The 19,752-nt window shown below is 66.3% G+C and carries 10 protein-coding genes and 4 pseudogenes; 7 read left to right on the forward strand and 7 right to left on the reverse strand.

What is annotated here, in order from left to right; all coding sequences use genetic code 11:
• Window positions 1-60 precede the first annotated feature (60 nt).
• Together FAB82_RS07375 and FAB82_RS07380 are read right to left on the reverse strand one after the other, a co-directional pair.
• Window positions 61-2,856 carry an AMP-binding protein gene (locus FAB82_RS07375; RefSeq protein WP_136533903.1) on the reverse strand — a complete coding sequence of 932 codons (2,796 nt, stop codon included), beginning with the start codon at window positions 2,854-2,856 and terminating at the stop codon, window positions 61-63.
• A 328-nt stretch (window positions 2,857-3,184) separates the two neighbouring features.
• Window positions 3,185-3,910, reverse strand: coding sequence for a phosphotransferase (locus FAB82_RS07380; RefSeq protein ID WP_168801467.1), 726 nt, complete (start codon window positions 3,908-3,910; stop codon window positions 3,185-3,187).
• A 411-nt stretch (window positions 3,911-4,321) separates the two neighbouring features.
• Here FAB82_RS07380 and FAB82_RS07385 point away from each other — a divergent pair, with 411 nt between their 5' ends.
• On the forward strand, window positions 4,322-7,024 hold the full coding sequence (locus FAB82_RS07385) for an AfsR/SARP family transcriptional regulator (RefSeq protein WP_211116435.1): 2,703 nt from the start codon (window positions 4,322-4,324) through the stop codon (window positions 7,022-7,024).
• 28 nt (window positions 7,025-7,052) lie between these two features.
• Here FAB82_RS07385 and FAB82_RS07390 read toward each other — a convergent pair.
• Window positions 7,053-7,151, reverse strand: a pseudogene (locus FAB82_RS07390) (ISAzo13-like element transposase-related protein); the annotation flags it as partial.
• Window positions 7,152-7,277: 126 nt separating this feature from the next.
• Between FAB82_RS07390 and FAB82_RS07395 the strand changes: the two are divergent.
• Window positions 7,278-7,895: a DUF6928 family protein gene (locus tag FAB82_RS07395; protein WP_136533906.1), complete on the forward strand. Its 618-nt coding sequence runs from the start codon at window positions 7,278-7,280 to the stop codon at window positions 7,893-7,895.
• Between the two features lie 267 nt (window positions 7,896-8,162).
• Here the strand turns inward: FAB82_RS07395 and FAB82_RS28810 are convergent.
• Together FAB82_RS28810 and FAB82_RS28815 are read right to left on the reverse strand one after the other, a co-directional pair.
• Window positions 8,163-9,086: pseudogene (locus tag FAB82_RS28810) on the reverse strand (ornithine cyclodeaminase family protein); the annotation flags it as partial.
• A 99-nt stretch (window positions 9,087-9,185) separates the two neighbouring features.
• Window positions 9,186-9,326, reverse strand: a pseudogene (locus FAB82_RS28815) (NUDIX domain-containing protein); the annotation flags it as partial.
• 285 nt (window positions 9,327-9,611) lie between these two features.
• Between FAB82_RS28815 and FAB82_RS07405 the strand changes: the two are divergent.
• Window positions 9,612-9,980 carry a hypothetical protein gene (locus FAB82_RS07405; protein WP_136533908.1) on the forward strand — a complete coding sequence of 123 codons (369 nt, stop codon included), beginning with the start codon at window positions 9,612-9,614 and terminating at the stop codon, window positions 9,978-9,980.
• 1,150 nt (window positions 9,981-11,130) lie between these two features.
• Here FAB82_RS07405 and FAB82_RS07410 read toward each other — a convergent pair.
• Window positions 11,131-11,778: a DUF7019 family protein gene (locus FAB82_RS07410; RefSeq protein ID WP_136533909.1), complete on the reverse strand. Its 648-nt coding sequence runs from the start codon at window positions 11,776-11,778 to the stop codon at window positions 11,131-11,133.
• A gap of 291 nt (window positions 11,779-12,069) precedes the next feature.
• Between FAB82_RS07410 and FAB82_RS07415 the strand changes: the two genes are divergently transcribed.
• The gene (locus FAB82_RS07415; protein WP_246039490.1) at window positions 12,070-13,041 is read left to right on the forward strand and encodes an MFS transporter; all 972 of its coding nucleotides are present in this window, start codon (window positions 12,070-12,072) and stop codon (window positions 13,039-13,041) included.
• A 271-nt stretch (window positions 13,042-13,312) separates the two neighbouring features.
• On the opposite strand, the gene FAB82_RS07420 is transcribed toward FAB82_RS07415, so the two are convergent.
• On the reverse strand, window positions 13,313-14,437 hold the full coding sequence (locus FAB82_RS07420; protein WP_136533911.1) for a TolB-like translocation protein: 1,125 nt from the start codon (window positions 14,435-14,437) through the stop codon (window positions 13,313-13,315).
• Between the two features lie 181 nt (window positions 14,438-14,618).
• Here FAB82_RS07420 and FAB82_RS07425 point away from each other — a divergent pair, with 181 nt between their 5' ends.
• The 3 genes and pseudogenes from FAB82_RS07425 to FAB82_RS07435 all read left to right on the forward strand — a co-directional run bounded on the left by FAB82_RS07425 (window position 14,619) and on the right by FAB82_RS07435 (window position 19,750).
• Window positions 14,619-15,194 (forward strand): DUF3558 family protein, encoded by a 576-nt coding sequence (locus tag FAB82_RS07425; RefSeq protein ID WP_168801468.1) that lies wholly within the window; start codon window positions 14,619-14,621, stop codon window positions 15,192-15,194.
• Window positions 15,195-15,745: 551 nt separating this feature from the next.
• Window positions 15,746-16,768: pseudogene (locus FAB82_RS07430) on the forward strand (CE1 family esterase); the annotation flags it as partial.
• A gap of 129 nt (window positions 16,769-16,897) precedes the next feature.
• Window positions 16,898-19,750 (forward strand): glycosyl hydrolase family 95 catalytic domain-containing protein, encoded by a 2,853-nt coding sequence (locus FAB82_RS07435; protein WP_136533913.1) that lies wholly within the window; start codon window positions 16,898-16,900, stop codon window positions 19,748-19,750.
• Window positions 19,751-19,752: the final 2 nt, after the last annotated feature.

Genomic DNA, 19,752 nt, shown 5'->3' on the forward strand with positions numbered 1-19,752 from the left:
GCGCGAAGCAGGCTGCGGCGGACCGGTTCCACCACCTCCGGGCCCACGGTCACCCACTGATCATTCGCGCAGGTCGGGTTCGTCGCAGTGGGCGGCGATCGCGGCCCTGGCCGTGTGTTCGAGTGCGACTGCGGCATCCCATCCAGTGTCCGTGGAGTGGAGGGGTTCGCCGACGACGAGGTGCACCGCGCCGCTGTGGATGACGGTGCCGTGGCCGGGCCACAGCATGGCCCGGGTTCCGGAGATCGCGACCGTCACGATGGGCCGGCGCGCCTGTGCGGCGAGGACGAACGCGCCCATGTGGAACGGCCGCAGGGCCGCCATCGGGGAGAGGCTGCCCTCTGGGAATATCACCAGTCGTTCTCCGGCGCGGATGTCCTCGACCAGTCGCTGGGTGTCGGCCACGCTCTGCTGGTGTTCGGCGCGCTCGACGAAGCGGGTGCCGGTGCGGCGCAGGATGAACCCGATGAGCGGTTTGCGCTCGAACACCTCCCCGGCTACGAAGGTGTACTGGCCGGGCAGGGCTGCGGTCATCACGATGCCGTCGAGGAAGCTGGCGTGGTTGGCGACCACCACGCAGTGCGGCGTCGCAGCCAGGTGGTCGGCGCCGTCAACGGATATGGGGGTTCCGGTGAAATGCATGAGGGTGCGGGCGGCGGTTCGGGCAACCGCGCGGCGGGCCTCCAGGCTGGGCAGCACCGAGAGCGCGATCAGCGTGGGCACGCCGACCAGGGCCAGCAGCGACCAGCACCACGCGGTGAAAGCCCAGGTTGAGACGATGCGGCCGAGGCGGCGCAGCCGCGGCAGCAGCCCGTGCACGGCGAACCGTGCCAGTTGCCACCAGACCGGCGGGCGATGTTCGCCCCTGCCGCGCTCGTAGTGCTCGCGGGTGGCACCGCGCCGGATCTTGCCACTGGAGGTCTTCAACACCGTCCCGGGGGGCGCGAGCACGATGTCGTCGGGTGGCGTGCCGAGCAGGTCGACACTGACCTCGGTGATCCGGCCGCGCAGATCGGCGAGCCGGTCACGCTCGGTCTGTCGGGTCTCGGCCAGCACCACGAGCCGCTCGGTAGTGTCGCGGCCGGAGGTGGCGAACACGGCGACACGGCCGGCGCGGATTCCGGGGAGGTCGCCGACAGCGCTTTCGAGTTCCTCCGGGTGCAGGTTGCGCCCGGCGCGGATGATCAGGTCCTTGATGCGGCCGGTGACATACAGCTCGCCGCCGTCGAGGTAGCCGAGGTCGCCGGTGTCCAGCCAGCCGCGCCGGACGAGTGCCCTGGTCGCGGTCGGGTCCCGGAAGTACCCCCCGGTGGCTGAGGGCCCGCGGAACTCGATGCGGCCCTCCCGGCGGTCGGCCAGCGGGTTGCCCGCCGGGTCGACCACCCGGATCTGGTGCCCTGGGATGGCCCGGCCGCACGCGGCGAACCGCAGCGCGTCGGGATCCCCGGCGGCGGCCGGGGCCGCGCGGCCGGAGCGAAGGAAGGCGTCGCGCTTGACGCGGTCGACCACCGGCCCGCGGCCGATCGGAGGGAAGGCGAGCCCTACGCAGGACTCCGCCAGCCCGTACACCGGGGCCAGGGCCTCGCGCCGGAGCCCGTAGCTGGCGAAGCGCTCGGCGAACCGGACCAGCGTGTCCGGCTGCACGGGCTCGGCGCCGTTGCAGAGCATGCGCACCGAGCTGAGATCAAGGCCTTCGAGTTCGGCATCGGTGGTCTTGCGCAGGCACAACTCGTAGGCGAAGTTCGGGGCGGCGGACAGGGTGCCGCGGTACGTGTGCAAGGCCCAGAGCCAGCGGTCGGGCCGGGTCAGGAAGTCCAGCGGCGACATCACCGCCAACGGCACCCCGAAATACATCGTGGCCAACCAGGCGCCGATCAAACCCATGTCGTGGTAGAGCGGCAGCCAGCTGACGAACACGTCCTGGGACGACACGGCCGCCGTCTTCCCCATCGCGCGGATGTTCGCCAGCAGGTGCTGGTGGGTGAGCATGACGCCTTTCGGGTCGCCGGTGCTGCCAGAGGTGTACTGCAGCAGCGCGAGGTCGTCCGGATGACGTGCGGCCGCGACGGCCTCCCCGGGGCCGGTGAGCTGCTCCGGGGTCAGCACGTGGCGTACCGTCTCGGCCTGGCTGCGCACCAGCCGGGCCAGTCGGGCCGCTTGCGGGTCGCTGACAAGAACCCGCGCCTGCGCGTTGTCCAGGATGCCGACCTGTCTGCGCAGATGCGCTTCCAGCTGCGCGGGCCGCGTCGGCGGGTAGATCGGCGCCGGGACGCCCCCGGCGAGCAGGACCCCGGCGAACGTGCTGAAGTACGCCCGTCCCGTGGGCAGCATGATCGCCGCCGCATCGCCCGGACGCAGATCGTGAGCGAGCAGACCGGCCGCAGCGGCGGTGGCGTCCCGCCACAGGTCGCCGTAGCTGACCAGCTCCTGTTCATCGCCTGTCAAGATCCGCAGATGCACCCGGTCGGGGTGGATGCGGGCATGCCAGCGCAGCGCCTCGATGAGCGTGGTCGTCGCTTCGGGAACCTGTGAGGTACGCGGCGGGACCGGATGCCGCTCGACGCCGGTGTGCCGACGTGCCCGGCTCGGCGCCGCCCGCACGGCGTGCAGCAGGTCTCGCGGCGTCGCGGCCCCCGCGATCGCCTCGCGCGGCAGGTCCACGCCAAACACGTCCTCCAGCCGCGTCACCAGCTCGGTCACACCCAGACTGTCCAAACCCAGATCACGGTCGAAAGCGCTGGACAACGTGACGCCGGCCGCACGCTCGAGCGAATGTCGCTCGGCCACCAGCTCGCGGACGACCGCCAACAGCCGGTCCTCCTGGCCGGTGTCGGGCACCTGCGCCGCAGCCGCCATTCCCGCTCCTTCGCCGCCGCATCGTGACGCGCGCGGTCGCCGAATCCCCACCTACACGTGGTTGAAGTGGCGTGCCCGGCATCGGCTGAGCGCGGCAAGCTCGTAGTCGATCAGTACCCGCGCGTTAGGGCCGGGAAACACCAGGCTCGTGTGGTCGTCGTCTTCCCCGGTGAGGCTGGCCCGAGTGATCGTGTCCACGTCCAGGCAGAGGACCCAGTCCCAATCCGCGGGCAGAAGCTACGACAGCACCAGTACCTCAAGCATGCCCGTCGGGCCGATGTCGTTGGCCACTGCGCAGATTTGCCGGACTGCATCGAGTCCTCCACGATCACTTCGATTCCAGATCCAGCAGGGAATCTCGGTGCGCCGCCAGATTCGCTGAGGCTGCCATGAAGCCTCGATCGTGGCGTTCGCGGCGCTGCACATCGAACTGCGGGTCGCCGGCCCTGATGCGCTGCCGCAGGAACATGCCGATCGACTGGAGACGCAGAATCGCGTCGTCGACGACGTCCTCCGGGTCGAGTCCACCGTAGGCGTTGCACAGGAGGGCGAGCCGGGCACGCCGATCCGGCGGGCTGTCCCACCCCCAGCTCGATATGTCGTCGCCCAAGTGGAACGGAACGAACTGGTGCGCAAGGTAAGCCATGTCCCAAGACCGGGTCATCGGCCCGGCCGCGTCCCAGTCGATGATGCCGGTCACTTCGGTGCCTTCGAACACGATGTTCCACGGGGCCAGATCACCGTGTCCGATGATCTCCAAGTCGCCGACCGGTCGGCAGGTCTCAAGCGGATGCCATTCGTAGGCCCCGCGATCGAGGAAGGACACCGAAAGGTCGTGAACGGTCCGGGCGGCTCGCGCCACCGAGACGAGTGCTTCCTCTGACCGCAGCGCTTCGGTCAGTGGTGGATAGCCGGTGACGCCCGGAATATAGGAGAGCCGCTCGTGCTGCTCGGATGCTTCGAGCATCCGGGGCGTCAGCGTGCATCCCTTGCCCTCGAAATGTCGGAGCAGTGCACGGGAACCCGAATTGTTGACGGTGGGGTGTCGCACCACGGCATCACCTTCGCGGCGTACGTTGGCGAACCGGCCTCGCGCCATTTCGTCTTCGATCGGATCAGCTGGCATCTTGGATGACCTTTCTGTACCAGTTATGTCATATCTACGGCACATCGACTCCCTCGCGCCCAAAGCGGGTGCGCCACCACTCCGGAACATAGCCTCACCTGCACAAACAGATCCAACCGCATCGCCACCACCGAAACTTCGGCACGTATTCGGCACACCGCCCGGAACCGATAGCAGCGTGACTTTGTCCGTAGTATTGATGATTGGAGGGGAAATCGGCTATTCCGGGTGGGGCGCATGGCATTTAGCGAGGAAGAAACGGGCGTTGTGGAATCAGTTCCACCAACGTTGACTGTGAGTCTCCTGGGCCCATTGGATATACGAGTCGACGGCCGCCAAGTGGCACTGACGACTGGCCGGCGCAGGTCGCTCCTGGCAGTGTTGGCGATGTCGGGCGGTCGGACCGTACCGGTCGACCAGTTGGCGAGCGCGGTGTTCGGCGAGGGTTTGCCCGCCAACGCCCGTCGGAGCGTGCAGACCTACCTGGCGCGGCTGCGAAGGGCGATCGGCGACAGGTGGATCAACACCGAGGCGGCGGGGGTGATGTTGCAGGTCGATCCAGACGCCGTGGATGCGATCCGGTTCGAGCACCTGCTGGACCGGGCCGCGCGTCATAGGGATGGCGATGAAGAGCGTGACCTGTTGTGCCGGGCGCTGTCACTGTGGCGCGGCGACCCATTCGACGGGGTCGCTTCGGAGCGACTGGAGCTTTTCGAGGCGCCGCGTCTGCGGGAGCTGTTTCTCGCCGGGCTCGAGCGCAGGATCGATTTGGATCTCGCCGAGGGCCGACACGGTGAGCTGGTTGCCGAGCTTTCCCGACTCACCGCGGAGCACCCGCTGCGGGAGTCCTTGTGGGTACGGCTACTGGCGGCCCTCGACGGCAGTGGTCGTCCAGCCGAGGCGCTGGAGAGGTATGAAGCGATTCGGGCCATGATTGCCGACGAGCTCGGGGCCGATCCGGGTCCTGAATTGCGGCAGGCCCATACCGATCTGCTGGCTGAGCGCCGGCCGGCCTCGGCCGGTCGTGCCGAGCTGACCGTGACCCCGCGGCAGCTGCCGGTCGGCATTGACGCCTTCACCGGACGCGAGGCCGAATTGCAAACCCTGTCCGGTTTGGCCGAGGGCACCGCGGACGCGCCGGCAGCGGCAGTGGTCACCGGGACTGCCGGTGTCGGCAAGACCTCCCTAGCGCTGCATTGGGCGCATCGGGTCGCCGACCGGTTTCCCGACGGGCAGTTGTATGTGGACCTGCGCGGTTTCGGGCCGAGAGGGCAAGTGATGGAGCCGGGTGAAGCAGTCCGGGCCTTTCTCGAGGCGTTCGGCATCGCCCCGACTCGCCTCCCGTCGAGCCTGGACGGCCTGGTGGGGCTGTACCGCAGTCTGCTCGCCGGTCGACGGGTCCTGGTGGTGTTGGACAACGCTCGCGATGGCGACCAGGTCAGGCCCCTGTTGCCGACTGGCCCAGGGTGCATGGCCTTGGTGACCAGCCGCGACCGGCTCCTTGGTCTGGTCGCCGCCGAGACTGCGCGGCCGATCGGTCTCGACCTGCCCGCCTTGGCCGAGGCGCGGCTCATGTTGGCGGCCCGGATCGGAGTCGATCGGATCGAGGCCGATCTCGATGCAGCCGATCAGATCGTCGCCCACTGCGCGCGATTGCCGTTGGCGCTGGCAGTCGCGGCCGCCCGCGCACAGGCGAACCCAGTGATGTCGCTGGCGGCACTGGCAGACGAGCTGCGGGGAATGGAGGGCGGCTTGGACGCGCTCGACAGCGGCGACCATGTCGCGGACGTCCGGAGGGTGTTCTCCTGGTCGTATCGGACACTCAGCGATGAGGTCGCCGGGCTGTTCCGGCTGTTGAGTCTGCACCCCGGCCCTGACATCGCCGTGCCGACAGCGGCCAGCCTGGCCGGCCTCCCCCCGCGGCAAGTTCGACGACGGCTCTCCGAACTGGCCCGAGCGCACCTGCTCAGCGAGTTCGCACCTGGCCGCTTCGCCTTCCACGACCTGCTGCGTGCCTATGCCGCTGAATTGGCTACCCGATACGAAAGTAGCGCTGACCGGCACCGGGCAGCGCATCGACTGCTCGACCATTACGTCCACACTTCGCACGTCGCCACGCTCCTGGTGGAACCAGGCGTCCCCGAGATCGACATCCCTCTCGGCGAAACATCCCAAGGCGTCATCCGTGAACCTTTGGACGACCGGGAAGCAGCGATGACCTGGTTCGAAGTCGAGCATCGCGCGATGATGGCGACTGCGGTCCAAGCCGATGACGACTTCGATGTCCATGTCTGGCAGTCAGCATGGGCGCTCCAGCGATTCTTCTACCTGCGGGGCCACTGGCACAGCCAGATCGGCATCCTACAAGCCGCTTTGGCTGCCTCACAGCGGCTGGGCAATCCAGCCGCGCAGGCCCACTCCCACCGCGCCCTGGCCTGGGCCCATAGCCAGCTCGGACAGCTCGAGGAAAGCGGCTCACATCTGACCCACGCCCTGGAGCTGTCCGCCCTGGCCGGTGATCCGATCGGGCAGGCGGCCGCACACAACAATCTGGGTTTTCTCGCGCAAGAACAAGGGCACCTCGATGAGGCGCTCGAGCACTCCCGACGAGCCCTGGAGCTGCACCGGGCCGCGGGCCACCGGCTCGGCGAGGCTAACGCTCTGAACTCGATCGGTTGGCAACTCGCCCTGCTCGGTGAGCATGCCAAGGCGCTCGACTTCTGCGAGCAGGCGCTCGAACTGTGCCTGGAACTCGATTACCGGTCCTTGGGGGCCGGCGTCTGCGACAGCCTCGGCTACATCCACAACGGACTCGGCAACCACACCGAAGCGCGCTCCCAGTATCAGAGCGCCATCGACAGCTACCGAGAATTCGGTGACCGCTTCAACGAGGCCGACACCCTCGCGCACCTGGGGGATCTCCATCACTCCACAGGCGACTCCGACGCCGCCCGCAAGGCCTGGCAGGCGTCGCTGGACATCCTCATCGACCTCGAGCACGCCAACGCCGCTGACCTCCGGGCCAAACTCGACGACCTGTAGACACGGATCTTGCCGCGAGCCGGCGCAGCACCGTGACCGCGATGCCGGCCCGGGCCGCGAAGGCGGCCAGACCTGTCTTCCAGAGCCTGACCCGGCAGCCGTTCGAGCCGCCGGCGTCGGCGGTGATCTCACGGTTAGGAGTCTGACGCCGTTGCAACGCTAGCAGTGCATGACATGTTGAGCCGCACGTCATTTTCCAGCACTGTCAGGCCGTGGCGCTATCGTTTGGTCCCAGCCGTTGAAAGGAACCCTGATGGGCGCGAAAGCCGGACTTGTCTACCTTGGTGAAGGACTACCGTCGGCGGTGCTGCAGACGGATTTCCGACCGGATCCGGCGCGGTCGGCCGAGCTGGCCGGTACGGTGCTCGGCGGACCGGTGAGAACCAATGGCGTGCGAGCGCTCACCGAAGGGGGCGTGTGGCCCGAACGGGGGACGATCTGCGTCGCGGCGTGGGAGGAGTTCGCGCTGATCGGATACCACGAGATCTGCCCCGATCGCCCGAGCGAGATCGGAACTTGGATCAAAGCGGTCTCGCCGACCGGAAGCGCGTACGGCGTCTTCATGCACAGCGTGGTCGACTTTGGTGCGTTTGCCGTCTGGGAGGCCGGCGAACTTCGACGCTCGGTCAGCCTTTCCGCCGACTCCGGAATCATGGAGGACATAGGGACCCGGTACTCGTTCGAGGCGCCGTTCTGGGCCGGGGATCGCGGGCTTGCCCACGCCCCCGACTATCCGCTGCCGTTCCACCCGCTCGACCTCGCGGAGGAAGCGCTGTTGGCGTTCTTCGGGTTCGGTATCGAACGTTCCTCATCCATGTTCACGATCGACGCTGACTCGATCGTCCTGCCCGCCTTCCGCTTGGCCGAGTGAGCACCGGGACCGCCCGGCTCCAGGTCGCCGACTTGGGACACACGTTGCTCGCTCACGCGCCGTAACATATTGGTGACCCCTCGCCTTCCTGCCCGGAGGAACGCCGTCGCCCTCCCCACTCCCCTTATCCTCGAGCTGGACAACATGGCTGGAACCTCCACCTATCACCTGAAACGCGCCGTCGCATCTGCCGAAGAAGCCGACCAGTGGCGTTCGACCGTCCACAGTCAGTGGCCGGTCGACGAACCCGACGTGCGGGCGTCCTAATGCAAGCAGGTCGATTCGGGTGCCCGTTGCGGTGGTGAGGGCATGTTGATAGACCGCCCAGGACAGTGCCAGGTCCTGCCAGGGCAATCCCACTGGGGTGTAAACAGTCGGCCGGTCGGAAGATGCCGTGGCGGGGAGTTCGCCGCGAAGGGCCTGCCCGATCGTGCCGTCGCAGTGCTCGGCACCAAGTCCTGCGCTGCCGAGCGCGCCGCTGGTGATGGCCAAGGGGAGGTGATCGACGATGACCCGGCTGGTGGTGAGCAGTTCTGATGACAGTTCGAGTTTGCCGGGTTCGTCGGCGCCGAGCGAGGTCAGATGCTGTCCTGGCCGCGTTTGGGCCGAATGCAGCAGGGGTGCGCGCGACCAGGTGGCCAGGATGACCACGTCCGCAGTCGCGGCGACTGTTTCCGCGTCCGGCGCTACTGCCGCGGGAAGATCGGCCGCGCGCTCGGGGTGGAGGTCAGTGGCCAGTATCTGGTCCCATTGCCGCAGGTGGCGCAAGCCGACCAGGGTGGTTTGCGCCTGCGCACCAGCACCGACGAACCCGAGTACGGCTGCGGTTGGTGCGGCGAGTGTGTGGGTCGCGAGCGCGGCGGCCAGTCCGGTGCGCCAGGCGGTGACACTGGCGGAATCCAGCAGTGCGAGAAGTTCACCGGTGTCGAGGTCGTACAGGCAGACCACGCCGCGGAGGGCGGGTGCGGACTGGGGGAACTTCGCGTTGACCTTGACGGTGTAGGCCGGTATACCTGGCACGAGGCCGGGCATCAAACAGGTCACAGTTCCTGGCCCGGGTATGTCAGCGCGGATCCTCATCGGTGTCGGCCTGGGGGCATCGGCGTTGCGAAACCCCTTGGCCAACAGGTCAAACACCGTGTCGAGGTGCACAGCCGCGGTGATATCGGTACGCGAAAGGATCAAGGTCACCAGGCCAGTCTGGATCAGGAAGCGGGTTCGGATTTCACGGGCATCGACCACTCGCGCCTGTTCGTGAACGTACCGGCAGGAGACATAAACCATGCTCCTGCCCGTAGCCGGGTGTGTGCGTTCGCCGATCACGTGGCCTGCTTCGACACTCACGCCCGTTTCCTCAGCGACTTCGCGGACTGCCGCAGCTTCGGCCGTTTCCTCTGGTTCGACCTTCCCTGTCGGGAACTGCCACGACAGGTTGCCTTCGGCGACGGAGCGTGAATATGAAGCACTTCATATGCGCCCCTGTCAGATCGATCCGGACATCACCGAAGTCGACCTCGGCCTCGACCCTGGGCTGATGGGACTGGCGGATTAACGCCTCCGGCGCTCTCCCCTTGACCTCCAACGCGATCCGGGGCCGGCGGGTCGACACGTAGGCCTGAAGCTTCCGTGAGTCCGATCTGACGCATGTTTGAAGCTCCAGCATGTTTGCCTATGGCCATCTCAAGATTCCGAAACCAGCAAGAAAGGAAACAGTCAATGCGAAAAACCATCAAGATCCTTGTGACGGGCTTCGCCATGCTCGGCCTGATGCTCACAGCGCCGGCCGCCGCACAGGCGGCTGAGAACGGTCCTTCGGGCTGCAACAAGAACGTCTGCGTTTACACGGCCTACACCGGCGGGGGATACCAGGTTTGGGCTGAGTTCAATCACACCGATGTACAGGACGGCCATCTGGATGTGTGGGGACCAGGCTTGTCCAAGCAGCACTCGGCAAACGGCTACTGGCCGGCTGGTCGCGACACAAAGCGCTGGTCGGCCCGTGGCAGCGGCACGGTTTGCGCGGAAGGCTGGTCAAGAACCGGCGGGCAGTGGAACTCTGTAGGGCTGCCATGCGTGAACATCTGACACATCAGCATAATTAGCACCAAGCTATAAATAAACCGGCTCGGGGAGCGGAGTTTCAGGCTTCGCCCCTCGAGCTCGTTCTACTGACAGGGAGCCGTCAGAAAATTACTGAGGTGCCTTCGGATTCACGGACAGGGAGCCCACCAGAGTTTGGGTGAGCTGGAAAGGGAAGTCATTGCCGAACCCGAAGCGCCGGAACTACTCGCCGGAGTTCAATCCCTGCGCGGGATGTGGACGTAACAGGCTCTGTTCCCCTCGCAAGTCTTTGCACTGCTTGAGGATGCAATGATTCGTCAGCCGCAATGTTGAACGAATGATCCCAAGCTGTCAACCTCAAGGACCAGCGAGTTTGAAACCGGTTGCAACGCACAGCGATCCGAAATACCTTACCGTCGATCGGGTGAATTTTCAGGCGCAGACGAACCGGCACCGCGTCGCGGTCGTCCCCCGGAACAGCCTTCGGATCAACAGGGTTTGAAAACTATGAGGGACAGCCATGGATAGCCTTCCTCAACGACAAGATCATTCATCCGAACTGCAACCTCTTGAGATTCAGAGGGCGATTCGAGCAGACCGTTCGCTGTCAATTTCGGTCGAGCCTCCTCCAGAAAATCCCCGACTGCGATTCCGCCAAAGTAACGCCAGCTGAAGACTGTTCTATACCAGAGCGCAACCGGCTCATATCCTAGGACTGGAGCACCAGCGGGAATCGGATCAGAATTCTCCGTATATATTCTTCCTTCGATCGCTGGTGGCGCAGCCCAGTTCCCAGCCAAAAACTCTAGACGAGAACGTTGACATCCGACACCTATTATTTCGAATCCCTCTGGCGCAAGAGACCGCGCGGCAAACGCGTCCTGCTCATGCGCATACCAATCAGTATCGTTCGGAAACATGTCAATCATCCACTCGGACACCGACAGGAACGAGCTAGTCCCCCACCGATCCGCCAGATTTCCGCTGTCCTTGCGGGCAATCCGATATCCAAGCAGGACCCAATCCGCATTCATCGAAACCCAACACTTCCTCACCTGCCGCCCACGCCAACACCTTGCACTAATGTACGGCAGGCAGGGGCGATAGCGGCGATCCACAGGCCCTATCCTGATCGTCGTCCAGGTCGCCAACGCTGGAAGCCGGTACGGAGTGGTCAGTCGGCCATAGCGACATAGATCGGGGTCGCCAACACCAGACCGTCCTCAACCCGGATCGTCTTCGCGAGAAATTCAAGCCGATGCTCCTGCGCAGGGACCAGTTGCAGTGCAAGATCGATCGCTCTGCCCGGTTCATAGATACCCATGGCCCGACCCGGGGACAGGGTTTCCTGATCGACGACACCGTTGAGAAATAGCAAGGTGTAGTACTCAAGGCCATTGTCGGAGGCGATGGGATCGGCGGCACCCACCATGCTGCTGGAAGAGCCGATCAGTCCGAGTTTCACGCCATCTACCTCGCCCCCGAAGAACGCAAGTTCCGACGCGTAGTCCGCCACCACCCCGAACCGCAATCGACTGACTGCCCCAATGTACGGCGCAGGATCCTCGATCGTCCCGACCCGCTCGTGTTGCACGATGTAATCACTCAGGAGCGAGACTCGCGTCGACAGTGCCACAGGCTCCTCCGGGCGTTCACGCCTCACGACAGCGCTGGCCACCATCGCATTGACCGAGACCTCGAACCCCATAGTCCGCAGGAACTTCGGGGGGATCTGTGGGAGCAGATTGTCGACCTTCGTTTCAGAGATGTACAGAAAGTACCGAAGCGGCCGAGCGCTGCTCCCGCGACGAAAGAATGTCATCGAATCCCCCTGCATCACACACTGCTTCGACCAGTCTGACAGCATCGGCGCCTCGGCGGGCCCCTCGATCCTCTGCGAGCAGGGCCTGATCGGCGATGCCTTCGAAGAAGAGGTTGTCCCCGCGCTTAGGAAGCCGGACTACAAGTTCCTTGAGTCGAACTCTCCCCCGCCAGGCAGCACCTTTGGACTGCGCCTGGTTCAGATCGGAGACCACACAGCCTGCGCACTGTCATACCGCCGAATCGGCTGTGGGCCCGTTCAGTTCCAACCGCGACGGACCGGGCGGGTCGTGTGGGCCGGTTCGCGGTCCCTGGATCGGTAGACCACGTAGGGTCGCAGCATCCAGATGCTGCGGAACCACACCGAGACCGTCTGGCGGTAGTCCACCTCCTCGGCGTCGCCGGAACCTCGTTCGCGGTCGGCATCCCGTTCGTCAACGCCTGGTATCCGCCTTCGAAGCGCGGCTTCGCCACCGGGATCTTCGGCGCCGGCATGGGCGGCACCGCGCTCTCGGCGTTCCTCACCCCGCGCCTGGTCGACGGATTGGGCCTCCTGCCGACGCACCTGCTCATGTGCGCGGCACTGGCGGCGATGGGCCTGGTCTGCTGGTCCTTTGCGCGCAATGCCCCGCAGTGGAGACCGAACACCGAACCGGCCCTGCCGCGGTTCAAGGCGATCGCGGGGCTCAAGGTCACCTGGCACATGTCGCTGCTGTACGCCGTGGCCTTCGGCGGGTTCGTCGCCTTCTCGACCTACCTGCCGACCATGCTCGTCGCCGCCTACGACCTGACGCAGACCGAAGCGGGCCTGCGCACCGCCGGGTTCAGCCTCGCCGCGGTCGTCGCGCCCCCCGCGGGCGGCATCCTCTCGGACAAGGTCGGCCCGCTCAAGGTCTGCCTCGTCTCCTTCTTCGGCGCGGCGGCCGTGGCCGTCGTCCTCGCGTTCGAGCCGCCGCTGGAGATCCCGGCCGGAACCTCGTTCGTCCTCATGGCCCTGTTCCTCGGCCTGGGCACCGGCGGCGTGTTCGCGCTCGTGGCCGAGAAGGTCGAACCGGCCCGCGTCGGCGGCGTCACCGGGATCGTCGGCGCCGCCGGCGGCCTCGGCGGCTACTTCCCGCCGCTCATCATGGGCGCCGACTATCAGGCCCGCAGCGACTACATGATCGGGCTCCTGCTGTTGGCCGCCACGGCCACGGCGGTCGGAATTTTCGCGATGCGGGCCTTCCGCAGCACACCCGCGCTCAGCGCGAACCGTCCTCGTTGAGCCGATCGGACTCGTTCATGATTCGACGCCGAGGTGCTCGTCCGAATATCGCGGTCCGGGACCGACGCGTACGTCTCCTCCTCCACGACGGCTGCCAGCGCGGGGAAGCCCCGGTCGCGGAGCGCGGCGCGGAGCATGGTCGCATGCTCTGACAAGACCGGACCTCGACGCTGGAGGGACCACCGCTCGTCCTGGATGAATTCCTTTGCAAGGCAGGGAAGATGCTCCCTGGAAGACCTGGTGCGCGCCCGCGCTCGTGCACCCGCGGGATTCAGCGGAAGTTGGCTGCGCCTTCCGGTGCGACGGTGACAGCGTGGACGTTGTGGTCGATCCGCTCGGGTTCCCCGCCGACCACTAGTTCGAGGAGATTGGCGTGGGCTTCTTCGTCGAGCTGCGTGATCGTCAGCGCGGTGTCGCCACTGAACTGAAAGGTTTGGACGTTGCCTGGCTCCGCCGCGTCGACCCATTCGCCCTCGACCAGTTGCCGGTGCACGCCGACAGGTTCGTCCTCGTGTAGGTAGTAGGCGTTGAGCGTGCCGTCGGTGTCCCACCACACCCTGTCGAGTGAGATGTCGCGCCAATTGCAGCTGTCGGTGACACGCGTGGCTTCCCCTGCGACGCCCGAGTCCATGTCGACGACCGTCACTGTCGGGCAGCCGCTTCTAAATCCGACGATGGCCAGCTGCGCGCCGTCAGGGCTGAACGCTGCCCCGGTGATATTGAGCCGACCGTCCACTTCGATCCGCTGCGGCTCGCCTTCCGTCGGCACCAGGAAGAGCGGTGAGGTGAGGGGGAAGTATCCGCTCGGGTACGCGGTGACGGCGATGCTGTCCGTTCCTCCGACCAGATAGGGGTGCTCCAGGTCGTCGCGGTAGCTTTCCTCGGTCGGCAGCACGGTCTCCGTCACCTGCGGCGACGGCTCCTCTGCCGCGAAATCGGCGTAGACGAGCCGGCCGTCAGGGCCGACCCAAGCAATCCTGCTGCCCCCGACCGGCACCACCCCTGGGCAGGAACACTCCTCGAAGTGCTCATCACACCCCTGGCATGGCACCGTGACTACCTCGCCAGTGCTGACCGAGATGGCGGCGATCTCGTCCAGGCCGAGCGCGCGAGTGAACACGTAGGCACCGTCGACCGTGAACTGGAGCGCCGTAGCGCCCGGGAATGCTTCGCTACCGATGAAGTCGTCGCCGTCCATCAGGACCAGTCTGGTTCCGATGCCGGTCGGTGAGCTGCCGTTGACCTCGGCCCGCCGGTAGGCGTAAACGCTCGAACGCTCCGATGATTCGGCATCCGCCGGTCCGTCGCCAGACGACCTCACCACGACCACGATCACCGACACGACGACCGCGAGCAGGACGACGCCGGCGACGACAAACAGGCGCTTCCGGGACACCACGACCTCCTCTGAACGGGAACCCAGATATACAACGCCGGCATCGGGACCGGTCCCCGGAACTCGTATTCACGGTGCATTGTCGAGGTTTACGCCGGGACCAGTCCCGTGGCTGCCGACGTACCTTCCTGATATGCGCCTTTCATCTGCACGGCAGGGGATCCGTGGAAACAGTCGGGCGGTGGGCATCGTGTCCGCCGCTCTGCTCGGACTGGCAATCACCGGATGCGGCTCCGACGAGAACGGCCCAGGAGACGACCCGACCGCCGACGGCTCGGGCTCGTCCTCCGCCTCGGACACCACCTCACCCTTCGACGGATCCACCCAACCCGAGGCGACGCCGTCGCCAGAGCTCGTCACATCAGAGGAACTGGCGGGGGATCCCTGCACCGCGATCAACGACATAGATGCCTTCGCCCTCGGCCTCACCAATCCCGAAGAGAGCGAAGGCGACTCGGGCAAGACCTGCAACTGGGAGACGCGCGACGGCGTCTCCGCCGGAATCACCATCCACCTCTCGGAGGACGCGGAGACGGTTGCAGAGGACTGGAAGGACGGCCGCGACACGGACGCCGCGATCGACGGCTACACAGTCATCCAGGAAGAGTTCCAGGCGATCTGCTTCACCATCGTCGCGACCAGTCCTGACCAGTCGTTCATGATCACGACCATCGGCGAGGAGCAGTACCAGTCGACCCTGTGTCCGCTCGGAACCAGTTTCGCCGAACTCGTCCTCGCACACCTCGAAACGGCATGAGCGCGCCGTAGTCGACCCGTCGGTGGTCCTAGCGTTGGACCCGAATCGGGGAGGCGCGGTGTCGTCCGGGATCCGTCCCGAGCTTCAGCTGGGCTATTGCCGATGAAGTACCTCCACACACCCACATGGGCCCCGTCGCGACCCGACACGACAAACTTGCCGTCCACTACCTGGACACCGTCCACGTCGCCATCATCACCGACTGGCTAATCACGACTAGCCGCACCGTGAAGGCCCCCTGCGGAACCCGGCAGGGGCCTTCACGCGTCTCTGGGAGCCGCGACCCTTCGCCAAAGATCAGATGACTGTACCCCCGATGAACACCTGTAGCGGCTATGAAGCACATTTCATCCATGATTGCACTGATCTCTTGACGTTATACATCATATGTAAGTACCATGAGGACACTATCGCATCGATGAACTTCAATTGAAGGTGTTGACCTTCGTGGCACGCAAGGAGAAGCAGCAGTGAGACCATTCTCGAGCCGCGACCGATCCGAGCGAAGGCGCCGAAACACCCGCCATCGGCTGCTGGCGCTGATCGGCGTCATGGCCTGCGCCGTCGCCGGATCGCTCGGCGCTTCAGGGGCCCATGCCGAGCCGCCCGCCGCCAGTCCGACCTCGGACGTCACCACCCTCGCATCGAGTGCCGGATGTGGGAGCGCTCCGACCCTTTCGAGCGGCACACACACGATCCAGAGCGGTGGTACGAACCGCTCGTTCATCCTGCGGGTCCCCGACAACTACGACAGCAGCCGCTCTTACCCGCTGATCTTCGCTTTCCACTGGAACGGTGGCACGGCCGGTGATGTCTCCTCCGGCGGATCCGACGGCGCGCTGTGGTCCTATTACGGACTGCAGCGTCTGTCGAACAACAGCGCGATCTTCGTGGCGCCGCAAGGCATCGGCAACGGCTGGGCCAATTCCGGAGGTCGGGACGTCACCTTCGTCGATGACATGATCGCGCGAGTGGAGGCCGGCCTCTGCGTCGACACCGAACAGCGCTTCGCCCTCGGGTTCAGCTACGGCGGCGGCATGAGCTACGCCCTCGCCTGCGCCAGGCCGACGGTCTTCCGAGCGGTCGCGGTCTATGCCGGCGGACAGCTCAGCGGATGCAGCGGCGGTACGCAGCCCATCGCCTACCTCGGCATCCACGGCATCTCGGACCCGGTCCTCAATATCTCCCAGGGGCGTTCGCTGCGCGACAGGTTCGTCGCCAACAACGGCTGCACCCCGCAGAACCCGCCCGAGCCGGCCCCGGGCAGTCGAACGCACACCGTCACCTCCTACTCGGGTTGCCGGGCCGAGTATCCGGTCATGTGGGCGGCGTTCGACGGCGGCCACACCCCCGGTCCGATCGACGGATCCACCAGCGACGGATGGCAGACCTGGACCTCGGGGGTGACCTGGAGCTTCTTCACTCAGTTCCAGTCCGGCGAACCGGGCGGCGGTGAATCCGAGATCCTCGGCACCCAGTCGGCTCGGTGCCTGGAGGTGGCCGGCCAGTCCCAGAACAACGGCAGCAAGGCACAACTGTGGGACTGCCACGGCGGGTCCAACCAGCGCTGGACCCTCGGTTGAGTTTGAGGGCCGCATAGTTCGGGACGAGGGGTTACAGGTGCAAATCCTGTCAACCCGACCAGAACTCCCAGGTCAGCGGTATTGCTTCCTGGCCTGGGAGATCGACATAGGAGGATCGATATGGCAGTGCTACGGCGTAGACAGGTGATCAAATACGGAGCGGTAGGCGCTCTCGCGGCTCCGCTCCAGTGGGTGGCGCCGCGTGCGGCCTCGGCGGCGCCGTCGGCCGTGCGGGCGGCCGGTGACCTGGCACTGTGGTACGACGAGCCCGCGGGAACCGAGTGGCTGCGCGCCCTCCCGGTGGGCAATGGCCGGCTCGGAGCGATGGTGTTCGGCGACGCCACCTCGGAGCGGTTGCAGCTCAATGAGGACACGGTCTGGGCGGGCGGCCCGCACGATTACAGCAACCCGGCCGGGGCCGACTCCCTCCAGCAGATCCGGCAACTGGTCTTCGCCGACCAGGGGGGTCAGGCGCAGAACCTCATCGACCAGACCATGCTCGGCGACCCCGCCGGCCAGCTCGCCTACCAGCCCGTCGGGAACCTCGACCTCGCCTTCGGCGGCATCGACGAGGTCTCCGAGTACGAGCGGTGGCTCGACCTGACCACCGCCACCACCGGCGTCGGCTACCTCGCGAACGGCGTGCGGTACCAGCGCGAGGTCATCGCCACCGCGCCCGACCAGGTCATCGCGATGCGACTCACTGCCGACGCTTCAGGCCGGATCTCGTTCACCGCTTCGTTCGACACTCCACAGGACGCGTCGACATCCAGCCCCGACTCCCGGACCGTCGCCCTCGACGGCATATCGGGCGAACACCGGGGCATCGCCGGGTCGGTCAGGTTCCTCGCGCTGGCGCGGGCCATCGTTGAAGGGGGCACCGCGAGTTCCTCCGGGGGCATGCTCCAGGTGTCCGATGCGGACGCCGTGACGGTGCTGATCTCGATCGGGACGAGCTACGTCGACTACCAGAACGTGAACGGCGACTACCAGGGGATCGCCTGGGGCCATCTCGACGCCGCGACCGACGCCTCGTACGAGGACCTCCGGTCCCGGCATGTGGCCGACTACCGGGAACTGTTCGACCGCACCACAATCGACCTCGGCCGGACCGCCGCGGCCGACCAGCCGACCGATGTCCGCATCTCCGGGCACAACACGACGGACGATCCCCAGTTCTCGGCCCTGCTGTTCCAGTACGGCCGCTACCTGCTGATCGCCTCCTCGCGTCCCGGCACCCAGCCGGCCAACCTGCAGGGGATCTGGAACGACTCGATGACCCCGGCGTGGGAGTCGAAGTACACCATCAACGCCAACCTGCCGATGAACTACTGGCCGGCCGGAACGACGAACCTCGCCGAGTGCCTCGAACCGGTCTTCGACCTGATCGATGACCTCTCGCGCACTGGAGCCCGGGTCGCCGACGTGCAGTATGGCGCGGGCGGTTGGGTGACCCACCACAATACCGACGGTTGGCGGGGCGCCTCGGTCGTCGACGGGGCGGTATGGGGCATGTGGCCGACCGGCGGGGCGTGGCTCGCCACCCAGATCTGGGAGCACTACCGCTTCACCGGCGACCGCGGATTCCTGGAGGCGAACTATCCCGCGATGAAGGGCGCCGCCCAGTTCTTCCTGGAGACCCTGGTGGAGGAGCCGAACCTCGGCTGGCTGGTCACCAACCCGTCGAACTCTCCGGAGCTACCGCATCATGACGGCGTCAGCGTCTGCGCCGGGCCCACCATGGACTCGCAGATCCTGCGGGATCTGTTCGACGGCTGCGCGAGCGCCAGCGAGGTGCTGGGAATCGACGCCGATTTCCGCGACCAGGTCCGGGCGGCGCGGGACCGGCTGGCCCCGATGCGGATCGGCTCGCGCGGCAACATCATGGAATGGCTTCACGACTGGACCGAGCTCGAGACGAATCACCGGCACGTCTCGCACCTCTACGGCCTGCACCCGAGCAATCAGATCACCCGACGCGGTACCCCCGAGCTGTTCGAGGCGGCCCGCCGGACGTTGGAGTTGCGCGGGGACGCGGGCACCGGCTGGTCGCTGGCCTGGAAGATCAACTACTGGGCGCGCATGGAAGAAGGCACCAGGGCGCATGACCTGATCCGTTTCCTGGTGACACCGGAACGGCTCGCGCCCAACATGTTCGACCTGCACCCGCCGTTCCAGATCGACGGGAACTTCGGCGCGACCTCAGGGATCGCCGAGATGCTGCTGCAGAGCCACGACGGCGAGCTGCACCTGCTGCCCGCGCTGCCGTCCGCCTGGCCGACCGGGTCCGTGTCGGGCCTGCGCGGGCGCGGCGGCTACACGATCGGTGCCGCCTGGAGCGCCGGCTCGATCGACGAACTCACCGTCACACCCGACCGCGACGGCACCGTCAGCGTCCGCAGTCGCATGTTCACCGGCGACTACGAGCTGGTCGACGAGGCGGACGGCGAAGCGATCGACCCGGACCGGCCCGAGAAGGACCTGATCGAGTTCGACGGCGAATCCGGCCACACCTACCACGCCACCTCCCTCGGCGGGGGATCGGTGGTGGAGCCCGGCGTGAACTACCGGTTGGTGGCGCGGCACAGCGGGAAGGCGGCCGACATCGAGGGCGCCTCGACCGGGGCCGGTGCCGCCCTGATCCAGTGGTCGCTCCACAGTGGGGCGAATCAGCAGTTCGACTTCGTGGACGTCGGGGGCGGGTACCGGCGGATCCGGGCCCGGCACTCCGGACTGGTCCTCCAGGTCGCCGGCACCGGGACCGGGGCCAATATCACTCAGCAGCCCACTTCGAGTGCGGCGAGCCAGCAGTGGGAGGTCGTCGACCACGGCGACGGCACCGTCAGCCTGGTCAATCGCCAAAGCGGACTGGCCATGGACGTCTGGAGCGCCTCCACCGCCGACGGCGCCCGCGTCTCCCAGTGGAACTACACCGGCAGTACCAACCAGCGCTTCGAACTCCAACGCGCCTGAAG

The sequence above is a fragment of the Glycomyces buryatensis genome (assembly GCF_004912275.1).
GTDB lineage: Bacteria > Actinomycetota > Actinomycetes > Mycobacteriales > Micromonosporaceae > Glycomyces > Glycomyces buryatensis.

Bases quoted from the DNA above. Each gene is read 5' to 3' on its own strand.
- FAB82_RS07375 (WP_136533903.1), bottom strand. From the start codon at position 2,856: ATGGCGGCTGCGGCGCAGGTGCCCGACACCGGCCAGGAGGACCGGCTG.
- FAB82_RS07395 (WP_136533906.1), top strand. From the start codon at position 7,278: ATGGGCGCGAAAGCCGGACTTGTCTACCTTGGTGAAGGACTACCGTCG.
- FAB82_RS07405 (WP_136533908.1), top strand. From the start codon at position 9,612: ATGCGAAAAACCATCAAGATCCTTGTGACGGGCTTCGCCATGCTCGGC.
- FAB82_RS07410 (WP_136533909.1), bottom strand. From the start codon at position 11,778: ATGACATTCTTTCGTCGCGGGAGCAGCGCTCGGCCGCTTCGGTACTTT.
- FAB82_RS07435 (WP_136533913.1), top strand. From the start codon at position 16,898: ATGGCAGTGCTACGGCGTAGACAGGTGATCAAATACGGAGCGGTAGGC.